This is a genomic window from Mycobacterium sp. Root265 (assembly GCF_001428895.1).
GTDB lineage: Bacteria > Actinomycetota > Actinomycetes > Mycobacteriales > Mycobacteriaceae > Mycobacterium.
Window position 1 is genome coordinate 177,265 of record NZ_LMJA01000029.1, and the last position, 20,890, is coordinate 198,154.

Annotated in this window: 19 protein-coding genes; 6 read left to right on the forward strand and 13 right to left on the reverse strand. The window is 69.7% G+C overall.

Features of this window, described 5'->3' with window-relative positions; translation table 11 throughout:
- Positions 1–53 precede the first annotated feature (53 nt).
- From ASE48_RS21510 to ASE48_RS21520, 3 genes are all read left to right on the forward strand, one after another.
- The gene (locus ASE48_RS21510) at positions 54–1,061 is read left to right on the forward strand and encodes a ParB/RepB/Spo0J family partition protein (protein WP_057169177.1); all 1,008 of its coding nucleotides are present in this window, start codon (positions 54–56) and stop codon (positions 1,059–1,061) included.
- Positions 1,062–1,318: 257 nt separating this feature from the next.
- Positions 1,319–2,068, forward strand: a complete 750-nt coding sequence (locus ASE48_RS21515) for a hypothetical protein (protein ID WP_057169178.1) — start codon at positions 1,319–1,321, stop codon at positions 2,066–2,068.
- Positions 2,061–2,777, forward strand: a complete 717-nt coding sequence (locus tag ASE48_RS21520; protein ID WP_156409316.1) for a hypothetical protein — start codon at positions 2,061–2,063, stop codon at positions 2,775–2,777. The genes ASE48_RS21515 and ASE48_RS21520 overlap by 8 nt, the downstream gene beginning before the upstream one ends.
- Here the strand turns inward: ASE48_RS21520 and ASE48_RS21525 are convergent.
- The 8 genes from ASE48_RS21525 to ASE48_RS21560 all read right to left on the reverse strand — a co-directional run bounded on the left by ASE48_RS21525 (position 2,774) and on the right by ASE48_RS21560 (position 13,453).
- Positions 2,774–3,958 (reverse strand): N-acetylmuramoyl-L-alanine amidase, encoded by a 1,185-nt coding sequence (locus tag ASE48_RS21525; protein ID WP_057169180.1) that lies wholly within the window; start codon positions 3,956–3,958, stop codon positions 2,774–2,776. The two genes, ASE48_RS21520 and ASE48_RS21525, sit on opposite strands and share 4 nt — an antisense overlap.
- A 130-nt stretch (positions 3,959–4,088) precedes the next feature.
- On the reverse strand, positions 4,089–4,421 hold the full coding sequence (gene trxA, locus ASE48_RS21530) for a thioredoxin (protein ID WP_057169181.1): 333 nt from the start codon (positions 4,419–4,421) through the stop codon (positions 4,089–4,091).
- A gap of 25 nt (positions 4,422–4,446) precedes the next feature.
- Positions 4,447–5,409 carry a thioredoxin-disulfide reductase gene (trxB, locus tag ASE48_RS21535; RefSeq protein WP_057169182.1) on the reverse strand — a complete coding sequence of 321 codons (963 nt, stop codon included), beginning with the start codon at positions 5,407–5,409 and terminating at the stop codon, positions 4,447–4,449.
- 95 nt (positions 5,410–5,504) lie between these two features.
- Positions 5,505–6,005: a hypothetical protein gene (locus ASE48_RS21540; protein WP_156409317.1), complete on the reverse strand. Its 501-nt coding sequence runs from the start codon at positions 6,003–6,005 to the stop codon at positions 5,505–5,507.
- Positions 6,006–6,012: 7 nt separating this feature from the next.
- Positions 6,013–6,609, reverse strand: coding sequence for an RNA polymerase sigma factor SigM (gene sigM, locus ASE48_RS21545; protein ID WP_057169184.1), 597 nt, complete (start codon positions 6,607–6,609; stop codon positions 6,013–6,015).
- Positions 6,610–6,708: 99 nt separating this feature from the next.
- On the reverse strand, positions 6,709–10,299 hold the full coding sequence (murJ, locus tag ASE48_RS21550) for a murein biosynthesis integral membrane protein MurJ (protein ID WP_057169185.1): 3,591 nt from the start codon (positions 10,297–10,299) through the stop codon (positions 6,709–6,711).
- Positions 10,296–12,647, reverse strand: a complete 2,352-nt coding sequence (locus ASE48_RS21555; protein ID WP_162264257.1) for a DUF6049 family protein — start codon at positions 12,645–12,647, stop codon at positions 10,296–10,298. The genes murJ and ASE48_RS21555 overlap by 4 nt, the downstream gene beginning before the upstream one ends.
- An 11-nt stretch (positions 12,648–12,658) precedes the next feature.
- On the reverse strand, positions 12,659–13,453 hold the full coding sequence (locus tag ASE48_RS21560; protein ID WP_057169187.1) for an NUDIX hydrolase: 795 nt from the start codon (positions 13,451–13,453) through the stop codon (positions 12,659–12,661).
- A 109-nt stretch (positions 13,454–13,562) separates the two neighbouring features.
- Here ASE48_RS21560 and ASE48_RS21565 point away from each other — a divergent pair, with 109 nt between their 5' ends.
- Both ASE48_RS21565 and ASE48_RS21570 read left to right on the forward strand, forming a co-directional pair.
- On the forward strand, positions 13,563–15,014 hold the full coding sequence (locus tag ASE48_RS21565) for a CCA tRNA nucleotidyltransferase (RefSeq protein WP_057169188.1): 1,452 nt from the start codon (positions 13,563–13,565) through the stop codon (positions 15,012–15,014).
- A 15-nt stretch (positions 15,015–15,029) separates the two neighbouring features.
- Positions 15,030–15,536, forward strand: a complete 507-nt coding sequence (locus tag ASE48_RS21570; protein ID WP_057169189.1) for a hypothetical protein — start codon at positions 15,030–15,032, stop codon at positions 15,534–15,536.
- Here ASE48_RS21570 and ASE48_RS21575 read toward each other — a convergent pair.
- The 3 genes from ASE48_RS21575 to ASE48_RS21585 form a co-directional block, all read right to left on the reverse strand.
- The gene (locus tag ASE48_RS21575) at positions 15,520–16,626 is read right to left on the reverse strand and encodes an ankyrin repeat domain-containing protein (RefSeq protein ID WP_057169379.1); all 1,107 of its coding nucleotides are present in this window, start codon (positions 16,624–16,626) and stop codon (positions 15,520–15,522) included. The two genes, ASE48_RS21570 and ASE48_RS21575, sit on opposite strands and share 17 nt — an antisense overlap.
- An 82-nt stretch (positions 16,627–16,708) precedes the next feature.
- Positions 16,709–17,485: a TIGR03084 family metal-binding protein gene (locus tag ASE48_RS21580; RefSeq protein ID WP_057169190.1), complete on the reverse strand. Its 777-nt coding sequence runs from the start codon at positions 17,483–17,485 to the stop codon at positions 16,709–16,711.
- A 9-nt stretch (positions 17,486–17,494) separates the two neighbouring features.
- Positions 17,495–18,775, reverse strand: a complete 1,281-nt coding sequence (locus tag ASE48_RS21585; protein WP_057169191.1) for an MFS transporter — start codon at positions 18,773–18,775, stop codon at positions 17,495–17,497.
- Between the two features lie 118 nt (positions 18,776–18,893).
- Here ASE48_RS21585 and ASE48_RS21590 point away from each other — a divergent pair, with 118 nt between their 5' ends.
- The gene (locus ASE48_RS21590) at positions 18,894–19,499 is read left to right on the forward strand and encodes a YqgE/AlgH family protein (RefSeq protein ID WP_057169192.1); all 606 of its coding nucleotides are present in this window, start codon (positions 18,894–18,896) and stop codon (positions 19,497–19,499) included.
- Here ASE48_RS21590 and ASE48_RS21595 read toward each other — a convergent pair.
- Together ASE48_RS21595 and ASE48_RS21600 are read right to left on the reverse strand one after the other, a co-directional pair.
- Positions 19,486–19,878: a hypothetical protein gene (locus ASE48_RS21595; RefSeq protein WP_057169193.1), complete on the reverse strand. Its 393-nt coding sequence runs from the start codon at positions 19,876–19,878 to the stop codon at positions 19,486–19,488. The two genes, ASE48_RS21590 and ASE48_RS21595, sit on opposite strands and share 14 nt — an antisense overlap.
- A gap of 32 nt (positions 19,879–19,910) precedes the next feature.
- Positions 19,911–20,888, reverse strand: a complete 978-nt coding sequence (locus ASE48_RS21600) for an LpqN/LpqT family lipoprotein (RefSeq protein WP_057169194.1) — start codon at positions 20,886–20,888, stop codon at positions 19,911–19,913.
- Positions 20,889–20,890: the final 2 nt, after the last annotated feature.

Consider the following 20,890-nt stretch of genomic DNA (forward strand, 5'->3'; position numbering starts at 1 on the left):
TTGTACGCGCAGTACTTTGGTAGCGAGAGAATCCACGTAGGGGGACAGGCAGCATGAACCAGGCGAAGAAACGCAGTGGCTTGGGTCGCGGCCTGGCGTCCCTGATCCCCACCGGCCCGGCAGAGGGTGAAGCGCTGGGAGGTCCGCGGATCGGCGACGCCACTGCCGACATCCTGATGGGTGGCGCACCGGCACCGGCACCCGTTTCCGACAACGGCGCCGAGGTGCCCGCGACATCGGAGTTCGGTGCGGTGTACCGGGAGATCGACCCCGGGCAGATCGACCCCAATCCGCGCCAGCCGCGGCAGGTCTTCGATGAGGAGGCACTGTCCGAACTGGTGCACTCGATCCGCGAATTCGGCGTCATGCAGCCGATCGTGGTGCGGGCGGTGCCGGCCGCCGACGGGTCGACGCGCTATCAGCTCGTGATGGGGGAGCGCCGGTGGCGCGCGACCCAGCAGGCAGGTCTGGCCACGATCCCGGCGATCGTCCGGGAGACCGCGGACGACAGCATGTTGCGCGACGCATTGCTGGAGAACATCCACCGCGCGCAGCTGAATCCGTTGGAAGAGGCGGCCGCTTATCAGCAGCTGCTCGACGAGTTCGGCGTCACCCACGATGAACTGGCCTCGCGCATCGGACGCTCGCGACCACTGATCTCCAACATGATTCGCCTGCTGCGCCTGCCGATCCCGGTGCAGCGCCGCGTCGCCGCCGGCGTGCTGTCGGCGGGGCATGCACGGGCGCTGCTATCCCTGGACGGTGGTCCGGAGAAGCAGGAGGAGCTGGCCGCGCGGATCGTGGCGGAAGGTCTGTCGGTGCGCGCCACCGAGGAAGCCGTCACGCTGGCCAATCGCAACGGACCGAGCGATCCGCCGGCGCCCCGACGCAAACCGATCCAGATGCCGGGTCTGCAGGACGTTGCTGAACAGCTCTCCACGGCCTTCGATACCCGCGTCACTGTGAGCTTGGGCAAACGCAAGGGCAAGATTGTGGTGGAATTCGGCTCGGTCGACGATCTGCAGCGCATCGTCGAACTGATGAACTCCGCGAAGCAGTAACGGTCGCAAAAATGACCGATTCCGCGTTGCACGCCCAGGACCAGAGACACAGGCGAATTACGTCACTGTGACGCTGGATCCGCGAAAGGTCGCTGAAACATCGCTTCGGAAAGGAGATGTCATGCCTAACAACATGTTTGACGTCACAGACCGATTCGGTGAACTTAGCCAGGCTCGGTGGGCCGAGCGGAGTGCCTTCTCCTATCCTGGAGTGGCATCCGTGCGCGCCGGAACCATGTGAAGGTTGGGGAGTCGAAGTGTCAGCACGAATCAGCCCGCTGCGGCTCGAGGCATTCGAGCAGTTACCGAAGCATGCGCGGCGATGCGTGTTCTGGGAAGTCGATCCGTCCACCCTCGGCGGTGACGACCACCTCGCCGATCCCGAATTCGAGAAGGAAGCCTGGCTGTCGATGGTCATGCTCGAGTGGGGATCGTGCGCGCAGTTGGCGATCCGCAGCGCGGTCGAACCGGGGGAGCAGGATCCTGGTCGGCCCGAGTTCTTCAACGACGAGTCCTGTCTCGGCTACGTCTTCTACGCACCCCCCGGCGCGGTACCGCGCGCCCGGAAGTTTCCGACCGGACCGGTCAGCGCCGATGCCGTGCTGCTGACGTCGATCGGGCTGGAGTCCGCCGACGACGGCGACAATCTCTCGCGCGGGCTGATCACCGCAGTGGTCGCAGATCTGGTGCGCCGTGGTGTCCGCGCGCTGGAGGCATTCGCGCGGACCCCGTTGGCGGACGATCTGTGTCCGGAGTCGGGCGTCCCCACCGATCTGGAACAGGTGATCGAAGTACTCGGCGACTGCTCGGCGGGCCAGTGCATCATCGACGCCAATCTGCTCATCGAGATGGGTTTCGAGGTCGTGGCACCGCACCCGTACTTTCCGCGCCTGCGCCTCGAGCTCGAACAGGGCCTGGGATGGAAGGCGGATGTCGAGGCCGCCCTCGAGCGTCTGCTGGAGAGTGCGCGACTGCAGGCTCCGGTCGGCGCGGCCGCGTTTGGGTGAGAACCGCCGGTCGGCATACCTGCTCGTCGCGGCCCTGATCCTGGCGGCATGCTTCTTCCTGGCACCGGCGACCTTGGCCGGTGGCGATTTCGGGGCGTTGACCGATGGGGACCTGGTCGAGTGCGCTTTTCGCGTGGAGCTGGTCGCGTCGTGGCGGTCGGGCGATCAGGCCATGACCCCGGGCCTGATCCACCTCATCGACTACTGGCGGCGATACCACGCCATCAAGATCGTGATCGCCACCGCTCTGCTGGCTGTGCTTGTCGCACTCGGTGTTTCACGCCGACCGGGGGCGCTCCGTTATGTGCTCGGCGCTCTGGTGCTCTTTGCTCTCATGCTGGTGATGGTGAACGTCCAGGCGACGGCGGCTCCGTTGACCGCGCTGCTCCAGGCGCTGCCGATGCCCGACGGCGCGCAGACGGCCCGTACCTATGACGAGATCGGGCAGGCCCTCGCCGGGCGGCGGTCCGCACCGGTGCTCGACGCCCTGGTTGTCAGTTTCGGCCGATATCACGCCGTGATGGCCATCGAAACAGCTGTCGTGGCACTGGGATTCGTGATCTGCAGTGGGTGGGCCTGGCGGCAGTCCGCACGGTTACCGGGGACCATCTCGGCGCTACTCGCGGTCGGTCTGCTGGTCGTCACCGCCGCGAGCACGCGCGTGAGCCTGGACGCGGTGTCGGCATTGCCGCCGTATTTCGCCGGTTAGCGCCCGGCCTGCTCGACGGACAGTTCGTGGGCCAGCAGTTCGGCGAACGTGAAGGTGCCCGTCGGCCGATCGTTCTTGCCGAGCAGATAGAGGCGCTTCACCGCGGCCAGCATGCCCTCGGCGATGGCGTCGCGAGACTGGCTGGTGGCCAGCAGCGCGCGGTCCTGCGAGTTCGTGACATAGCCCAAATCCACCTGGACGGTAGGCATCCGGGTCAACCGCAACAGATCCCAGGTGCGGCCGTGAACCCGGCAATCACTGGATCCGGTGCGCGCCACGAGTTCTCGCTGGATGAAATCGGCGAGGTTGCGTCCGATGGTGGACACCGAACCGTGCGAATTGCCGAAATGGAACGAGGCCACACCATTTGCCAACGGGCTGCGGTGGCTGGTGCAGCGCAGGCTGATCATCAAATCTGCGCCAACGGTATTGGCGGTGGCGGCGCGCTCGGCATCGGTGGGGCTCTGACCGGCCGGCCGGGACAGGAACGTGTCCATCCCGATGGCCGTCATCCGGCCTTCGAGCCGGCTGGCCAAGTCCCACAGGATATCTGCCTCGCTGAGCGGGCCTTCGGGTCCCTGGATGATGGCACCGAGGTCGTCTCCGCCGCGGCCCGGATCGATGATGACCCGCTTTCCGGACAGCCGCGGGCCGGAGCGACGAACCAACTCCTCTTCGCGGATGGCGTGCGGCGAACCGCCGGTCACCCGGGAACCCAGGAAGTACAAGGAACGCAACGTTTCCGGACCGCAGATACCGTCCGGGAACAACCCGTACTCCCGCTGGAAGAACATCAGCGAGTTGTGGGTCTGCAGGCCGAAATGTCCGTCGACCAGTCCGGTGTAGAAGCCGAGATCCTGCAGGCGGGCCTGCAAGGTGGCGACGTCATCGCCGTACATCGGCGCCCCGAACTGATGCGACAGCGTGCGGGCACCGAGTTGGTAGGAGGCCTCGCGCAGCGCACGCGAGGTCGCCTCACCCACCATTCCATCGACCAGCAGACCACGCTGCTGCTGGAATGCGCGCACCGCATGGTCGAGATCGGCGTCGAAGACGTCCACCGCGACGTGCCTGCCGGTGTTCAGGTCGGCCTCGGGGCTGTTGACCAGCCCCAGAGCCGCCAGAGCCGACCTGATCTCGATGACCGCGCTTCCCCGGTCGCCGCGACGCAGAATCGACATACCTGGCCTTTCAGACACGCTGCACCGCCCGCAGGACGCCGACGGTTGCAGTTCGGACTGTCAGTATTGTCTCAGATGCCCGCGAAAATCCGGAAAACCCGAGGGTGTGATTCGGGAGAGCGGTGCGCCGTCAGGCGTGCTCGGCGATCTCCTTCAGCAGGGCGGCCTTGCCCTTGGCGCCGACGATCCGTTTGACCGGTTCACCATCCTTGAACAGGATCAATGTCGGGATCGACACCACCTGGAAGTCCCGCGCGGTAGCCGGATTGGCGTCCACGTCGAGCTTGACCACCTTCAGTTCGCCGGCCTTCTCGGAGGCGATCTCCTCGAGCACCGGGGCGATCATCTTGCACGGGCCGCACCAGGTGGCCCAGAAATCGACCAGTACCGGAGTGGAACTGGTCAGCACATCCTGGGAGAAGGAGTCGTCGGTTACGACGGCAGTAGCGGAGTTCTCGGTCATCGGATCTTCCTAACTGGTGTGGGGTCTATTCTTCTGTCGGAGCGGGGAATTCGGTGAGCCAGCGCTCGGCGTCGATGGCCGCCGCGCAGCCCGAGCCGGCGGCGGTGATGGCCTGCCGGTAGGTGTGGTCCACGAGATCACCGGCGGCGAACACGCCTTCCAGCGATGTCGCGGTGGTGCGGCCCTGGACCTGCACGTAGCCGTCCTCGTCGACGCCGACCTGCCCGCGGACCAGATCCGAACGCGGGATGTGGCCGATCGCCACGAACACGCCGGTCACCGCGAGCTTCGATTCCTCGCCGGTTACGGTGTCCTGCAAGCGAATTCCGGTGACCTTGGGATCGCCCTCGATCTCGGTGATCGCGGTGTTGGTCAAAAAGGTGATCTTCTCGTTGGCCAGGGCACGGTCCAGCATGATCTTCGAGGCGCGGAACTCCTCGCGACGGTGGATGAGGGTGACGCTGCGGGCGAACTTGGTGAGGAAGATCGCTTCCTCCATCGCCGAGTCACCGCCGCCGACCACCGCAATGTCCTGGTCGCGGAAGAAGAATCCGTCGCAGGTGGCACAGGTGCTGACACCCATCCCGATGCGCTCCATCTCGCCAGGGGCACCGAGTTGGCGCGCGGCCGCACCCATCGCCAGGATCACCGAGCGGGCGCGGTGAGTTTCGTCACCGACGGTGACGGTCTTGATCGGACCGGTGAGGTCGACCTCGTCGACGTCTTCCATCCGCAGATCGGCACCGAAACGCAGCGCCTGCTCGCGCATCTCTTCCATCAGATTGGGACCGGTGATGCCTTCGCGGAACCCCGGGTAGTTCTCCACCTCGGTGGTCGTCATCAACGCACCACCGAACTGGATACCTTCGAACACCAACGGATGCAGTTGGGCCCGCGCGGTGTAGACCGCCGCGGTGTACCCGGCCGGGCCTGAGCCGATGATGATCACGTCGTGAATGGGGGACGTGACCTCAGAAGTGGTGGACATCCTGGATATCCCAGCCTTTCTGCCGTTTACACGGCCGTTTGTTCAAACATCAGGGTAGGCCCGGGTGTTCCCGGGCGCGGTCGTCGGGGCACGGACTAGGGGCGCGGTAACTCCGTCCGGGCCAGCACCCCGGTGCCGGCGGCCGGACAATCCGGTGCCACCACCACGGCCACGACGGCGGACGGGTCTGCGGCGGGCAATACCAGCAGCACGGCCGGTCGTGTGCCCAGCGTCACCGGTGCGGCGCCCAGGACCCGGGTCTCGGCGGGGTGGTCCAGGCTGTTCAGGCAGGGTTGCGGGTCGCGCAGCGGTCCCAGGTCGGGCGGTCGCTGCAGCAACTGGATGATCTGCGCGTCGGTCAGGGGCATCGCGGAGGCACGTGCGGTGAGGTGCCGGGCGCTGGTCCCCGGGGCGCGGGAGAAACCCGGGTCGGCCCCCTCGTCGCCGGACACGGCGAACACCCCGATACCGAGGGCCAGTACGCCGGCCAGCGCGCCGGTGCCGGCGGCCACCCGGCGCCAGCGCAGCGCAGGCCGGTGCTGCCGGTGGTGCCCGGTGCCCGGGGGAACCACCCGGTGGGGAGCGTTGCGCTGCACCCACCCATCATCGCGCGGCCACGCCCGCTTCGGCCGTAACCGCCGCCGTGCACAGATGCCCCAACGTGCCGGCCAGCTTGCTCCGGGCCCGCGCCCGGCGGCTCTTCACGGTGCCCTCGGGCACCCCCAGCATCCGGGCGGCCTCGGCCACCGAGAACCCCTGCATGTCGACGGCGACGATGGCCGCCCGCTGCTCGACCGGCAGGCGCATGAGCGCCCGTTCGATGACGATGGCGGTGTCCACCCCGGGCGCCGGATCACCGATCGCGCCGGCGGACGCGAGCGCCTCCAGGGGTGTCGTGGGCCGCGCCTTGTGCCGGCGCAGCCGGTCCAGACAGGCATTCACCACGATGCGGTAGAGCCAGCTGCTCACCGAGCAGTCATGCCGGAACTTGGGTGCGCCGCAGTGCGCGGACAGCATCGCGTCCTGCAGGGCGTCGCGGGCGTCGTCGGGACAGCGGGTGGTGATCAGCGCCAGCCGGTACAGCTGCGGCTGATAACGGTGGAACAGTTCCTCGAACGCGTAGCGATCACCCGCGACGTGCGCCGCCAGCAACTGCTCATCGGTGCGTTCCCGCCCCGAGCATCCCCCGAAACTCCCCACCTGCCGAACACTAGGGCCGTCGGCGTGACTGTCTCCGCACCTCTTCGCCGCAGCGCCCTGAGCTGCTGGTTCTGCAGTCCAGGGCTGGGGATAACTGTGTCAGGACCCCGATTTGAGGGTGATCTCGGAGATATCGGAACGGCTCTTGCCGTCCACCGTGCCCAACGTGGAGATCCACACCAGCACATACGGAGTGGCCTCCGCATTCTCGATCTCGATGGTGTTGGAGCCCTTCTTCAACGTCGTCGGATCGGTCAGCGCGGTGGTGTCCTCGAGGGCGGCCGGGTTGGCGGTGTCCGAACCCCGGATCTGGACGGCGGTGCCCGTGCTGGAGACGTCGAGGGTGACCGAGGCGAGCGCCGTGGGCTTGGGCAGCTGCAGCATCAGGCCCACGCCGTTCTTGAAGCCGGGGAACGGGGCGGGATCGGAGTAGGTGTCCGTCGGCCACACGGTGGACGGATTCCCGTCGATCGCCAGGCCCGCATCGGCGGGTGCGTCGGCCTCGCCCTCGGGGGAGTACACCGTGGCGCGCACCGGTTTCACGGTGTTGCCCGACTCGGCGTCGGCCGAGGTGCTGGGGTTGTTCAACCCGAGCTCGTCGCGGTCGAGTCCGCCACCCACATCACCGAAGATGCGGCTGAGCACGGTCGCCAGGATCACCAGAGCCACCACCACGACGACACCGCCGGCGGCCAGGCCGATGATCATGCCCTTGCGGCGGCGCGCGGCAGCGTCCGGATCGGTCCCGCCGGTAGCCAGGCGGGCGGCGGAACCGGCCGGGGGTTCGTCGACCGGTGCGATGAATTCGGTGCGGTCGGCGACCGCGGTGGCCTGCTGCAACAAGTTGAGCAGGGTGGGGGCGCTGCGGATACCGCCCTCCTCCTGGACGGCGCGCGCGGCCGCGGCCGAGATCTGGAACGGGATGTCCCCGTCGACGGACTGCGGCTCGACGGGCTGGCCCGCGGCGTTGAGGTCGGCGGCGGCCAAGCCGCTGTGCACACCGGACTCGGGCAGCGGCCACCGGTTGATCAGCAGCGCGTACAGCGCGGCGCCGATGCCGCGGATGTCGTCCTCGGGGGTGGCTTCGGGCAGGGTCGCGGGGAAGGCGAGGACGACATCGCCCTCGATGCTGACGCGGACCCGGCTCGGGTCGTCGATGGACAGTGCAACCCCGGCGCGGTGGGCGGCCTCGGCGGCAGCGGCCAGCGACTGGATGGCGCGGGCGCCACCCATCGGCGACGGCGAGGTCTCGGCGACCTCGGCCAGCGATCCGCCGCGAATCCATTCCGCGACGACCAGCCCGCCCGAGCCGGTGCGGGCGACGTCGAGCACGCGGGCGATCCCGGTGGTCTCCACCTTGGACAGCCGCATCGTGCGGGTCAGGATCTCCTGCAACTCGGCGTCGGGCAGCACGGCGTCGGGGTCGACGAAGGTCAGCGCGACCTGGCGGTCCAGTGCGGTGTCCAGGGCGTGCCAGAACTGCAGATGCGGCGGACCGCCGTGGAACACCAGCAGGCGGTAGCGACCCGCGGCAATGGTGGCGCCCGGGATGAGATGGATGTCCTCGTCGGCGGTCGCTGCCTCCAGCGCGGGCTCGCGCGGGGCATCGAAGGCCAACGGTTCACGGGTCGGGTCCCCGCCGTAGTCGGCGGGCGGCCGGGTGCTGAAGCCACCGGTGTCGGGCTGGAAGTCGCCGGCCGAGGGCCGCGAATCAGGGGTCACGGGAATGCGGGTCGTCGCCCCCGGTTCGGGGTCGGATTCGGGTCGAGCACCTGCCCCGGGCGCCGAACCGCTCACGGGTTTATCGCTCACCGCTGGTCCTTTCGGCATCTGCTGCTGCGCAATCCCCGCGTGCGGTCCGTACCGGCGGGCAGCCGGGGGGCGTGGAGGCCGCATCGGATACGAATTGCTGTGATCAGAGTACGTGACAGCCCGGCCATCAGACCTGGAAGTGCGGGGCGTGGCCACCTTTGCGCGGCCGGGCAGCCGACGGCGGACCGCGGCCCCCACGGCGAGTGCGTCGGGCACCTTCGCCGCCCACAGCACGCCGCCCAGGATCGGCAGCATGATGATGCCGAGCACGAGTAGCCGTAGCAGTGAACCGAGGCCCCCGCCGTGTTCGGTCAGCGCCTCCAGTCCGAGCAGCTGATCCACGATGTGGGCGGCCAGTCCGGCGATCATCGACGCGACGATCGTCACCAGGATGGTGCGCATGACGTCGAGGCTGATCATCTTGCCGCCGGGCGGGTTCAGGTTGGCCCGCAGCACCAGGTAGCCGATGGTGGCACCGGCCAGGAAGCCCAGCCCGTTGGCCAGACCCAGGTATCCGGCGACCATCCCGGGCTCCGACACCAGACGCGGGACGGCCACCGATGCGGCGATCTTCACCGCGGTGATCACCAGGATGAGCACGATCGGCGTCCACGGCTGCTGCCGTGCGTAGAACACCCGCAGCTGCAGCAGCACCAGGGCGTAGGGGATGAGGGTGAAGGCGGACAGCGTGATCGCCATGCCGAGGTATCCCGCGTCGGTCTGGCCGAAGTTGCCGTAGGAGAACAGCGCGCTGCCGATGGCCGGGCCGCCGACGGTCATCATCGCCACGATCGGGATGAGCGTCAGCATGGTCAGCCGGGTCGCGAGATTCAGATCGGCCAGCACCGCGGGGCCGTCGTCGGCGGCGGCGTTGCGTGACAGCCGCGGCATCACCACCGTCAGCACGGTCACCCCGATGATGCCGAACGGCAGCTGCAGGATCAGCCAGGTGTAGTTGTAGATCGCGGGCCCGGAAGCGGAGGCGGCGCTGGCGATCTGGTTGCCGACGATCAGGCCGATCTGGCTGATGAGCACGTACAGCACCATCGCCAGCGCCATCATGCCGAACTGTTTGAGGCGGTCGTCGATACCCCACAGCGGTCGCAGACTGATGCGTTCCCGGCGGATCGCCAGGATCAACACCAGCGCCTGCGCCACCACGCCGAGGGTGGTGCCGATGCCGAGCACCAGCAGTTTGGCATTGCCCATCTCGACGGGGTCGATGGACAGCTCGCCGGGCACCAGCAGGTACACCGCCAGCGTCAGGATCGCGACGACGTTGTTGAGCACCGGCGCCCAGGCGGGCGGACCGAACACATTGCGGGTGTTCAGGATTGCCATGTACACCGAGGTCAGTCCGTAGAAGACGACCTGGGGGAGCAGCAGGTAGGCGAACGCGGTGGTCAGCGGCCGGTTCACCAGCGGATCGCTGCCGAGCATCAGGTCCACCAGCAGCGGTGCCGCCGCCACCGACAGGATCGTCGCGACGATCAGCAGCGCGGTGGCCAGGGTGACCAGCCGCCGCACGAACGCGGTACCGCCGTCGGGATCGTCGCGTTCGGCGCGGGCCAGGACCGGCACGAAGATGGCCGTGAACGTCGCCTCCAGCACCAGGGCGGCGATCAGGTTCGGCAGTTGGTTGGCCACCGTGAACGAACTGAGCAGCGGCCCGCCCAGGATGAGCGCCAGCAGCACCATCCGACCGAACCCGGTGAGCCTGCTGACCAGGGTGGCCAGCGCCATCCCCCAGGACCGGGACACCACCGCGGAGTCCGAGAGTTCCTGACGCGGCGGGCGGGTGTTCGGGGGTTGGTCGTGCGGACCGCCGGCCCGGCGCCGGGTGTCGTGCCCGCGCGGAACCCGTTGCGGTGCGTTCATCGCGGCTCGTCGGCGGGTCGGGCGCGGTCGGAGCCGTGGGCCAGCGCCGTGTCCAGCGGATCGGGTCGCCGCGTAGGCGGAACCAGGTCGGCGCGGTCGGGTTCGCCGCGGAACCGGTGCCAGAGCCGCCGGCCGACCAACAGCGCCAGGATCGCGCCACCGGTCAGCGTGATGAAGAAAAGCACCTTGCCGTAGGCGTTGGAATGCACCGACAGCCGCACCGGATCGCCGAGCGGCAAGCCGTCGGCGGTGCTCAGGTTCACGTCGACGGCGAACCGCTGGGTGAAGTGCACCTCGATCGGCACCCGTAGCGGCAGGAATCCGGGTGGCAGTTCGATCTCCCCGGGGTCGGTCACCGTCATGCCGGGCGGCGCGGAGATGTGCAGCCGCACCCGGATCGGCACCGGAAGATCGTTGCGCAGTGCCAGCGGCAGCGGGCTGCGTTCGGTGGCCAAGGTGTAGGAGCCGCCGGGATTCACCACGGTGACCGCCCCGAAAAGATCGGCGACGGTCCGGCTGACGGTCGAAAGGCGTTGTTGGGCGGCGTCGTTGCGTTCGTCATCGGGGACGGACTGACTGAGCGCGCGCAACATGTCCTCACGCAGCGGGGCGGTGTACTGGGTGCCGGTCAGACCGGTGCGCTGATCGACGGTCAGCGCCGAGGTCAGGCCCCAGAGCCTGTCGGTGATGGCGGCGATGCCGGATGTCACGCCGTTGTCGAACCGGTCTGCGGACTCGGCCGACGGCTCGGGTGCCGCGACGGGCTCGGGCGGCGCGGTGCGCGGTGCCTCGGCGATCACCGCGCGCAGCGGTCGTGGATAGGCCAGTCCGGCACCGATGGCCGTCGCCACCGACGTCAGCACGCGCTGCGCCTCGTCGGGATTCAGATCCCAGGTCAGCGGCGGCATCACGATCTGGGTACGGGGTTCGGTATCGGGGGCCAGGCCGCGCCACAGCAGCGAGCCGATCGCGTCCTGCAGCCGGGCCAACCGGGAGTCGTGGCGCAGCGGGATGCGCAGTTCGTCGCCGAGGTGGCTCGGGGTGGCCGGGGCGCCGCCGGCACCGGCCAGCGCGGCCGCCAGGCCGGGGTCGAAGGGGGCGGTGACGACGTCGAGGGAGTTGCGCTGCGGGGCCAGATCGGCGGCACCGGTGTCCCCGGCCGGCAGCGGGGCGGGAGCCACCGCGACCGTGGGCCCCTGCGCGCCGAGCATGGAGACTGCGGCCGGCGTCAGCGACCCGTCACCGAGGAGGGTGGCGCCGCGTACCGAACGCACTCCGAGAATCTGGTCGACGATATCGGCGGCCCCGCCGGTGGCGACGGCGCTCAGGCCGGTGTCGCCGACCCGTTTGAGCGCGTCGAGGTCGGCCTGGGCGTAGACGGTCGGGGCGACGCACATGCGCTGAGCGAGCGCCCGGAGCCGGCCCAGCCAGTTGACCGCGGCATCCTGGCCGACGCCCGGATGGGTGGGCGCGTTGAGACCGCCGTTCGGGTCGTCGCTGACGACGTAGCCGGCGGTCATCGCGTTGACGGTGATCAGCAGGTCGGGGTCGACGGCCAGGCACAACGCCGAGCCCATGGCGCCGTCGTCGTCGACCTGGCCGCTGGTGGCGAAGTCGGCCGCCGACAACAGGGTGTCCAGCCGGCCACCGGGGGCCAGCGAGGCGGCCAGGTCGTCGTCGAGCAGGCGGACCGGGGTGGTCCCGCCGGGGATACCGGCGGCCAGTCGGGGCCGGTCGGCCAGCGGCCACAGCACCGTCATCGCGACCGGACGGGACGTGTCCGGCGGCACCACCGCGGTCACGCCCTCGGCATCGCCGGTCGCGGGATCGGGCGGCACACCGAGCACGGGCAGCAGGAAGCGGGCGTCGTCGAGCCGGGCGGGAGCCCCGTAGTCGGGGGTGCCGTTGACGTTCACCAGCACCGGGTAGATGCCGGGCTCATCGATCTGCAGCGAGGGCTCCTGGGTACCGCGCACCGGGTAGGACAGCGTGAACGGCACCTCCTGGCCGCGTTGCAGCTCGGTCGAGAGCGTGACGAACGGAGCGACCGCCACGTACTGGTCGAGGTTGCCGGACAGATTGGTGCGCAGACCGGCCGACCCGGTGACCGCCGGGGCGTGCTCGAGGCGCACCACCACGTCCCGCACCGGACGGTCACCGATATTGCGCACGGTGCCGGCGACGGTGACGATCGAGCCGGTGGTGGTCGTGACGGTGTCGGGAGTGACACGGTCGATGCGCAAGGTCAGGAACGTGGTGTCACCCGGTTCGCCGGCGGCGGCGCGCGGCAGCAGGGCGGGAGTCGCGAAGAGCAACAGCAGCACCGCGGCGGTGAGGACGCGGAGCACCCTCGCGCAGCTCACTGGGCTGGACCGCAACCGTTCGCACGCCGGGGCGGTGAATCCTCGGGGCGACGGTTGCGGGTGTGCGAATGGGTCTGCGGGCGCCGGCGCGGCGAACTGTGCGGCAGCGGCGGTAACGCGCCCTCGCCATCGGTGTGCAGCTTGTCGATGAGCTCGCCGGCCACCACCGCAAGGCGGCGTTCGTCGGCGTAGGCCAGGCGGGCGGGCAGATCACGCAGCGGGACCCAGGCCACCTCGGTGACCTCCATGTCCTCGTCGGAGAGATCACCGCCCAGGAATCGCATCAGGTAATGGTGCACGGTCTTGTGGACGCGCCGACCCTCGGTCACGAACCAGTAGTCGATGCTGCCGAGCGCGGCCAGCACGCTGCCCTGCACGCCGGTCTCCTCGGCGACTTCGCGGACGGCGGTCTGCTCGGCGGTCTCACCGACCTCGATATGCCCCTTGGGCAGCGACCACAGCATCCGGCCGCGTCGGTCGATCCGGCCGATGAGCGCGGCGACCTGGGTGTCCTTGGGTCCGTCGAGCCCGTCGATGACCAGGCCGCCCGCCGAGGTCTCGTGCACGGTGCGCAGCCGGTCGGGAGCGCGTCGGGACGGGCGGGGTTTACGGTTCTGGCCGGGTTTGGCCGGCTGACCGGCGTTCTCGGACGGCACCTTTTCGGGTGCCGAGGAGGCCGGTTCACCCGACGAGGTGGCGCGTTCGGCATCGGCCTCGGGCGGACCGGCAGCGCGGCGGCCGCGGCGACGCCCTCGGCGCCGTCGCGGCTTGGCGTTATCACCGTCCGACACCCAAGCGATAGTAGTTGCCGCAGGTTTACCTGCTCGCCACACGCGCCGGTCGTGGCCGGGCTGTCGCCGGGTCGTTACCAGCCTGGGAGACCGATTAGGCTCACCGAACGTGCCGACCGACCCGACCCACGACGCTGCCGACGCCGAACTGCTGGCGGGGGCCTGGGTCGCGCTGAACAGCTACGGCGACGTGCTCCGCGATATCGGCGCGGTGTTCGCCGCCGCCGGTCATGAGCTGTACCTGGTGGGCGGCAGCGTCCGTGACGCGCTGCTGGGTCGGCTGTACTCCGACCTCGACTTCACCACCGACGCCCGCCCCGAACAGATGCAGAAGCTGCTGCGCGGCTGGGCGGATGCCTTGTGGGACACCGGGATCGAGTTCGGCACCATCGGTGTGGGCAAGGCCGGGCACCGGTTCGAGATCACCACGTTCCGGGCCGACAGCTATGACCAGGTGTCGCGCAATCCCGAGGTCCGCTTCGGTGACCGCCTCGAGGACGATCTGGTGCGTCGCGACTTCACCGTGAATGCGATGGCGGTGCGGATCACCGCGGCGGGCCCGGCCGAGTTCCTCGATCCGCTGGGCGGGCTGACGGCGCTGCGAGACCGCGTGCTCGACACCCCGTCGGCACCGCAGGTGTCCTTCGGCGATGATCCGCTGCGGATGTTGCGCGCGGCGCGATTCGTGTCACAGCTGGGGTTCTCGGTGGCGCCGCGGGTGCTGGAGGCGCTGCTGGAGATGGCGCCGCAGCTGGGCCGGATCACCGCGGAGCGGGTGGCCGCCGAACTGGACAAGCTGCTGCTGGGTGCCGATCCGGTGGCCGGTGTGGACCTGATGGTGCAGACCGGCCTGGGCGCGGTGGTGTTGCCGGAGGTCGGCGAGATGCGGATGGCCATCGATGAGCACCATCAGCACAAGGATGTGTACTGGCATTCGCTGACGGTGCTCAAGCAGGCTGTGGACCTGGAGACATCCGGCCCCGATCTGGTGCTGCGGTGGGCGGCGCTGCTGCACGACATCGGCAAGCCCGGGACGCGGCGCCACGAACCCGATGGGGGAGTCAGCTTCCATCATCACGAGGTGGTCGGCGCCAAGATGGTCCGCAAGCGGATGCGAGCGCTGAAGTACTCCAAGCAGATGGTCGACGATGTGTCGCAGCTGGTGTACCTGCATCTGCGTTTCCACGGATACGGCGACGGCCGGTGGACCGACTCGGCGGTGCGCCGCTATGTCACCGACGCCGGCCCGCTGGTGGACCGGCTGCACAAGCTGGTCCGTGCCGACTGCACCACCCGCAACAAGCGCCGGGCGGCGCGGCTGCAGGCCAACTACGACGAGCTCGAGACCCGCATCGCCGAACTGGCCGCCAAGGAAGACCTGCAGCGGGTGCGCCCGGACCTGGACGGCAACGCCATCATGGAGATCCTCGGCATCCCACCGGGCCCTCTGGTCGGCAAGGCGTGGAACCACCTCAAGGAACTCCGGCTGGACCGCGGACCCCTCGACCATGACGAGGCGATCGCCGAACTTCACACCTGGTGGAACGCGCAGCAGTCCTGATGCGTCTGAACAGGCATGGACTACTGCCTGGGTGACGGGGCCGGCGGCGCGGAGATCTGGTCCGCCGATCCGACGGTCGATGTGGACGGCGACGGCGTGTTCGACGCCTTTGCGCTGGACCTCGACGGTGACGGCCTGCCCGATGACGCGCTGGCCGATCTGGATGCGAGCGGGCTGGCCGATCACGCGGTGCACAACCGGGACGGCCCGGCACCCGGCTATTTCACCGACGACGGCTCGGGCACCTGGGCGGTGGCCGTCGACCGGGCCGGACAGCTGCGCTGGTTCGGGCTGGACGGGGTGGAAGCCACCGGCGGGCCGATGGTGGATTTCGACGGCGACGGGCTGACCGACGACCGGCTGCTCGACGTCGACGCCGACGGGCTGGCCGACCGGGTGCTGGGCCACCACGACGGCCGGGGCACCGCCTACGCCGATCGCGACGGTGACGGCAGCTGGGATGTGCAGCTCACCGACGCGGACTCCGACGGTGCCGCGGACTCGGTCACCGATCTGAGCTGAGCCGCAGCAGTGCGGCGGCCTCGTCCTGATAGGCGTGCTCGGCCCAGCCCAGCGGCGTCGCGTCGAACCGGGTGTCGCGCAGCGACGGGTCCGCGCCGGCGTCGAGCAGTTGCCGGATCAGCGCGAGGTCACCGGACCACGCGGCATGGTGCAGGGCGGTGGCGCCCTCGGCGTCGCGGGCGTCAGGGTCATCCGGTAGTCGGGGAACGACCGGATGGACACCCGAGACATCGATGCCGTGCCGGGCCAGCAGGGCCAGCCGATCGGTGAAACCGTTTTCGGCGGCCCAGGAAACCTGCCGCTGCCACATCTGCGCGCGGGTCTCGATCGCCTCGCCGAGCCGCCGCTCCCACGGGCTCGGACCGGCGTCGGCCAGCCCGTGGGCGAACAGCAGCTCCAGGTGCGCGTCGTCGGGACGGAACATCCGGTTGTAGAGGGTCTGCTGATCGGCCGGATGAGCACCGCGGCGTAGCAACAGGCCGGCCAGGTCGGCGGCGAGCGGATGCCGGGGCTGCCGGCGCGGTCCCTGTTCGCCCTCGCCGAACACCCCGGTCAGCACGGTGAACGGCGTCGACATACCGCGCCACAGATAGCCCGCGTTCGGGTCGGCGCCGGCGTCGAGCAGCATCTCGGCCGCGGCCAGGCTGTCCTGCTGCGGCGCCCGTCCATACGCCAGGTACATCAGCGGCACCCAGCCGTGGGGACCTCCGGTGGCCGAGGCCAGGGTGGGATCCTTGCGCAATACGGCGGACAGTGCGTGCGGATCGGCCGCCGCGGCCGCGGCCCACACATGGTGTCCGGTCAGGCGCGGCGCGGCGCGGCGCAGGTCGTCGGCGGCCTGCCATCGGGGCGGGGCGTCCGCCTCGTCGTAGCGCAGGGTGGCCAGCGCACAGAACCGGTCGGCGGGGTCGGCGGCGGTCTCGTCGAACCGGGACGGGTCGACGCTCAGTTCCGCGGCGGCCGCGAGATAGTGCACGAGCGCTGGCCAACCGCTGAACCCGTACTTGCGGGCCACGGATTCCTCCTGCCCGCCCCGCGCCTCTGCGGCGAGCGCCTCAAGCGACGGGTTGTCGGGTAGCGAACTGGCCATGTCCCACTCCATCTCTCGCCGGAATACGCGAAATGGTCGTTGCGCATGTCCTCGGAGCGACCATTTCGCGCATTTGGGCGGGTCACTCCCGGCCGGGTCCGGGGGGTCCGGCGAACGCCTGGGCGATGGTGAGCCACTTCTGCGCGTCCGGCCCGACGGCCACCACATCGAGCTCGCGCGGCGCCCGGCGCTGGGTCACCAGCATGCAGAAATCCTCGGCCGATCCGGTCACGGTCTGGGCGGCGTCGTCGGGTCCCCATGTCCACAATTCGCCGTCTGGACCGTTCAGTTCCACGTGAAACACCTCCGCGGGCGGCGTGAGCCCGTGCACGGTGAAGGCGAAATCCCTTGTGCGCACGCCGATATGGGCTACCGAGCGCAACCGGGCGGTGGCCGGCCGCCGGACACCGAGTGCGTCGGCGACATCCAGCCCGTGCGCCCAGGTCTCCATCAGCCGGGCGGTGGCCATCGACGGCGCGCTCATCGGCGGGCCGAACCAGGGCAGCTTGCGGCCGTCGGCCACGCCGAGCAGCCCATCGTGCAGCGCGGCCCGGTCGCGGCGCCACGAGGTGAGCAGTTCGGCCGGCGGGGTGAGTGCCAGTGCCTCGGCCCCGGCGTCGACGAACCAGAGTGGATCCTTGGCGGCCTCACCGAGGACCGCGGCGAACGCGTCCTCGTCGGTGATGGATTTCAGCGAGACCCGGTCGGTCCACCACAGGTGGGCGATCTGGTGCGCGACGGTCCACCCCGGGGACGGCGTGGGGGTCCGCCAGCCCGCCTCGGGCAGGTCGGCCACCAACGTATCCAGGGCATCGCTCTCGGCGCGCAGATCGGCCACCATCGGCTCGGCTCCAGCCATGGCTGAACTCTAAACCGGGGGTGTGCGCCGCCCGAGCGCGGCGTGGGCAGCGAGGCCCAGCACGTAGAGCACCGACCCGACAAGCACCAGCGCCACCGACCGCCCGTCGGCCGGTATCACCGCCGCCGCGGCGGCGATCGCGCCGACGAACGTGACCCAGAACAGCGCGTCCTGGACGGTGAACAGGTGGCCGCGCAGCGCGTCGTCCACATCGGTCTGCATGGCGCTGTCCGCGCACAGCTTCACCACCTGCCCGGCAGCCCCCAGCACGAAACCGCAGCCGATCATCACCGGCACATGCAACCCGGCAGCGAACAGCTGCACCACCGCGGCGAGTGCCAGGGCCCCGTTGGCGGTGCGGTGCCGCCCCCAGCGGCCGACCACCGCCGGTGTCAGCACGGTGGACAGAAATGATCCCGTGCCGGCGGCGGCGACGAACAGAAACGCCGAGCCAAGGCCGGCGACTTGGTGACCGCCGGTGTGTCGCACGATCACCAGCAGCAGCAGGGTGTTGATGCCGAATGCCATGCGATGCGCGGCCAGCCCACCCAGGGTGGCCGCGACGGTCGGCACCGCCGCGACGGTGCGGATGCCATGAACCCATCCGGTGGACACCGCATAGGCCACCGAGCCGTGCACCGCGCGGGCGCTGTCATCGGGGCCGAGGACGTGCGGTGAGAACCGCACCGACAGCCACAGCGCGATTGCCACCGGCAGGGCGGCCAACAGGATCACCGCCGCGCCGCCGGCATCGTCGGCGCCCAGCAGCCATCGCGGCAGGAACATGAAGCCGGCACCCGCGGAGGTGGCCAGACCCGACGTCGCGGTGGCCACCGAGTTCATCGTCAGCACCTTGTCGCGGGGCACCACATGCGGCAGCGCCGCGGACAGCCCGGAGGACACGAAGCGGGTGAACCCATTGACGATCAGCGCACCGAAGAGCAGCACCCGCTGATCCGCGCTGACCGACAGCGCGACTCCGACCGCGAGCACCAGCAGCAGACGGCCCGTGTTGGCACCGATCAACACCAGGCGCCGGTCCCAGCGGTCCAGCAACGCCCCGGCGAACGGGCCGAGCAGCGAGTAGGGCAGGAACAGCACGGCAAAAGCCAGGGCGATGGCCCCCGGTGTCGTCTCACGATCGGGGTTGAACAGCAGCGCTCCGGCCAACCCGGCCTGGAACAGTCCGTCGCCGAACTGGCTGACCGCACGCAACTCCAGCAGCCGCCGGAACTCGGGCAGACCGCGGACGGCCTGCCAGGTTCCCGGCGGATTGCGGGTGTCAGTCATGAGATCAGATCCTGTCCGGGCCGGGACTGCGATACGCACCCGCATCAACAGTACAAATATCGCGGCGGGCCGCTCGTTGTTCGCCGCCGCACGGGGTTGCTGGTGACATGATGGACCTGTGGGACAGCCCGAGGAACCGGAGGATCATGTCACTCCGACGGCACCGCGTGTGCGCGCCGGAACGCTGTTGCTCGCCGATACCGACCTGCTCGAACCGACGTTCCGGCGCAGCGTCATCTACATCGTCGAGCACAACGAGGGCGGCACCCTCGGGGTCGTGCTCAACCGGCCCAGCGAGACCGCCGTCTACAACGTGCTGCCGCAGTGGGCGAAGCTGGCGATCAAGCCGAAGAGCATGTTCATCGGCGGTCCGGTGAAACGCGATTCGGCGCTGTGCCTGGCGACGGTGCGGGTCGGGGTGGACATCACCGGGGTGCCGGGGATTCGGCACGTGCAGGGCCGCGTCGTGATGGTCGATCTGGACACCGATCCCGACGAGATCGCACCCGCGCTCGAAGGGGTGCGGATCTTCGCCGGCTACTCGGGGTGGACCACCGGTCAGCTGGAAGGCGAGATCGAACGCGACGACTGGATCGTGCTGTCGGCACTGCCCTCGGATGTGCTCGTCGAACCGCGGGTGGATCTGTGGGCCCGGGTGCTGCGCCGTCAGCCGTTACCGCTGTCGATGCTGGCAACGCACCCGATCGACCTCAGCCGCAACTAGAGCGTCGGCCGGCCGAATCGGCAGGCGACAGGGTGCATGACACGCAGGACCCGGCGCAGCCGCCGCCTTCCTCACGACGCGCCTCCTGCTCGGCCTCCTTGGCGGCCACCAGCTTCGCGCTCTGCCAACACCCGGCCGCGACGGTGCCGACCGCCCCGATGACGCAGACCACCAGCACCAGGGACCCCATCTGGGCGGGTGCCGACAACGCGACGACACCACCGGCGGCCAGCATGGCGGCCGCGGCGAACTGGGTGGGCGCGACGGCGCGGAGCACCTGGCGTACCGGGTCGTCGGCATACGGACGGTTCAGTGACCAGGCGGCAACACCAGCGGTCGCCACTGCCACGCACAGGCAGAGCACCGCGGCGATGAGCATCTGCCAAGGATACGAGGCAGCGCGGGCAGGTATCAGCCGGGGAGGCCGATTGCCGGTGTGACACCCGCCATGCTGACCGGAACGGTAGCTCCGGCCGCGGGAGCGGCCGCGGGGACCGGCGGTGTCAGTGCGGCCGGGGCCGGTGCGGGCGCGGCCACGGGTGCGGCGACGCGGAACCCGTTGACGATGGCGTCGGTGGCAGCGGCAGCGGCCACGGACTGCGATTCGGCGGTCGTCACCGCCAGCGACACCAGGTAGCGATCGGTCCCCGAAGTCGCGATGATGTGGCGCCGCGAGGTGTTCAGGGTCATGTTGTTCTCGCGGAAGGTGCCTTCGATGATCGAGGTGGGCACCCCGCCGATCTCGGCGATGGATCCGCCCGTGGCCCGCCAGGCGGTGAGCTGCTGGCTGTCGGCGAAACCGTGCCGGATCGCCTCGCGGGGATCGAAGTCGCCGACCAGTTTGTACACCACCACCTGCGCGTTCGACGTGTACAGCCCGTCACCGCCGACCCGGTCGGCGATGACCGCGAAGGCGTCGGTGACGTTCGGGTCCGGGACCTGGGTCCAGCCGGTGGGACGCGGCAGCACGATGTTCAGCGCGGTGAAACCGGCGGGCGTCTGCGGTTCCATCGCCACGTTCCTGCTGGACAGGTAGTCGCGGATGGTGCCGGCGGGATTGGGCGACAGCGGCACCGACACCGGACGCGGCGCGGCGGCCGGGGCGGGCAGTGCTGCGGTGGTCGTGCCGGGCGGGACGGCTGCCGGCAGCACCCCGGCACCCGAGGCGGGTACGGCTGCAGGGCCGACCGGCTGCGAGGGTCCGGCCACGGCGGGCGCGGCCTGCGGGGTGACGGTCACGGTCTGGGTGACGGTGGCGGGTCCCGGCGGCGACGGCTGCGGAGCGAGCGGCTCGGCAGAGGCGGTCGCCGCGGTCAGGCCCACCACACCGGCGAAACCGGCGGCGGTCCCTGCGATGAGAATCCGCCAACGGTACGAGGTCTCGTTCATCT

What these genes read in the sequence shown, in the direction of transcription:
- ASE48_RS21510 (WP_057169177.1), top strand. Translation starts at nt 54, where the DNA reads ATGAACCAGGCGAAGAAACGCAGTGGCTTGGGTCGCGGCCTGGCGTCC.
- ASE48_RS21525 (WP_057169180.1), bottom strand. Translation starts at nt 3,958, where the DNA reads ATGTCGATTCTGCGTCGCGGCGACCGGGGAAGCGCGGTCATCGAGATC.
- trxA (WP_057169181.1), bottom strand. Translation starts at nt 4,421, where the DNA reads ATGACCGAGAACTCCGCTACTGCCGTCGTAACCGACGACTCCTTCTCC.
- trxB (WP_057169182.1), bottom strand. Translation starts at nt 5,409, where the DNA reads ATGTCCACCACTTCTGAGGTCACGTCCCCCATTCACGACGTGATCATC.
- murJ (WP_057169185.1), bottom strand. Translation starts at nt 10,299, where the DNA reads ATGAACGCACCGCAACGGGTTCCGCGCGGGCACGACACCCGGCGCCGG.
- ASE48_RS21570 (WP_057169189.1), top strand. Translation starts at nt 15,030, where the DNA reads ATGGACTACTGCCTGGGTGACGGGGCCGGCGGCGCGGAGATCTGGTCC.
- ASE48_RS21575 (WP_057169379.1), bottom strand. Translation starts at nt 16,626, where the DNA reads ATGGCCAGTTCGCTACCCGACAACCCGTCGCTTGAGGCGCTCGCCGCA.
- ASE48_RS21580 (WP_057169190.1), bottom strand. Translation starts at nt 17,485, where the DNA reads ATGGCTGGAGCCGAGCCGATGGTGGCCGATCTGCGCGCCGAGAGCGAT.
- ASE48_RS21585 (WP_057169191.1), bottom strand. Translation starts at nt 18,775, where the DNA reads ATGACTGACACCCGCAATCCGCCGGGAACCTGGCAGGCCGTCCGCGGT.
- ASE48_RS21595 (WP_057169193.1), bottom strand. Translation starts at nt 19,878, where the DNA reads ATGCTCATCGCCGCGGTGCTCTGCCTGTGCGTGGCAGTGGCGACCGCT.
- ASE48_RS21600 (WP_057169194.1), bottom strand. Translation starts at nt 20,888, where the DNA reads ATGAACGAGACCTCGTACCGTTGGCGGATTCTCATCGCAGGGACCGCC.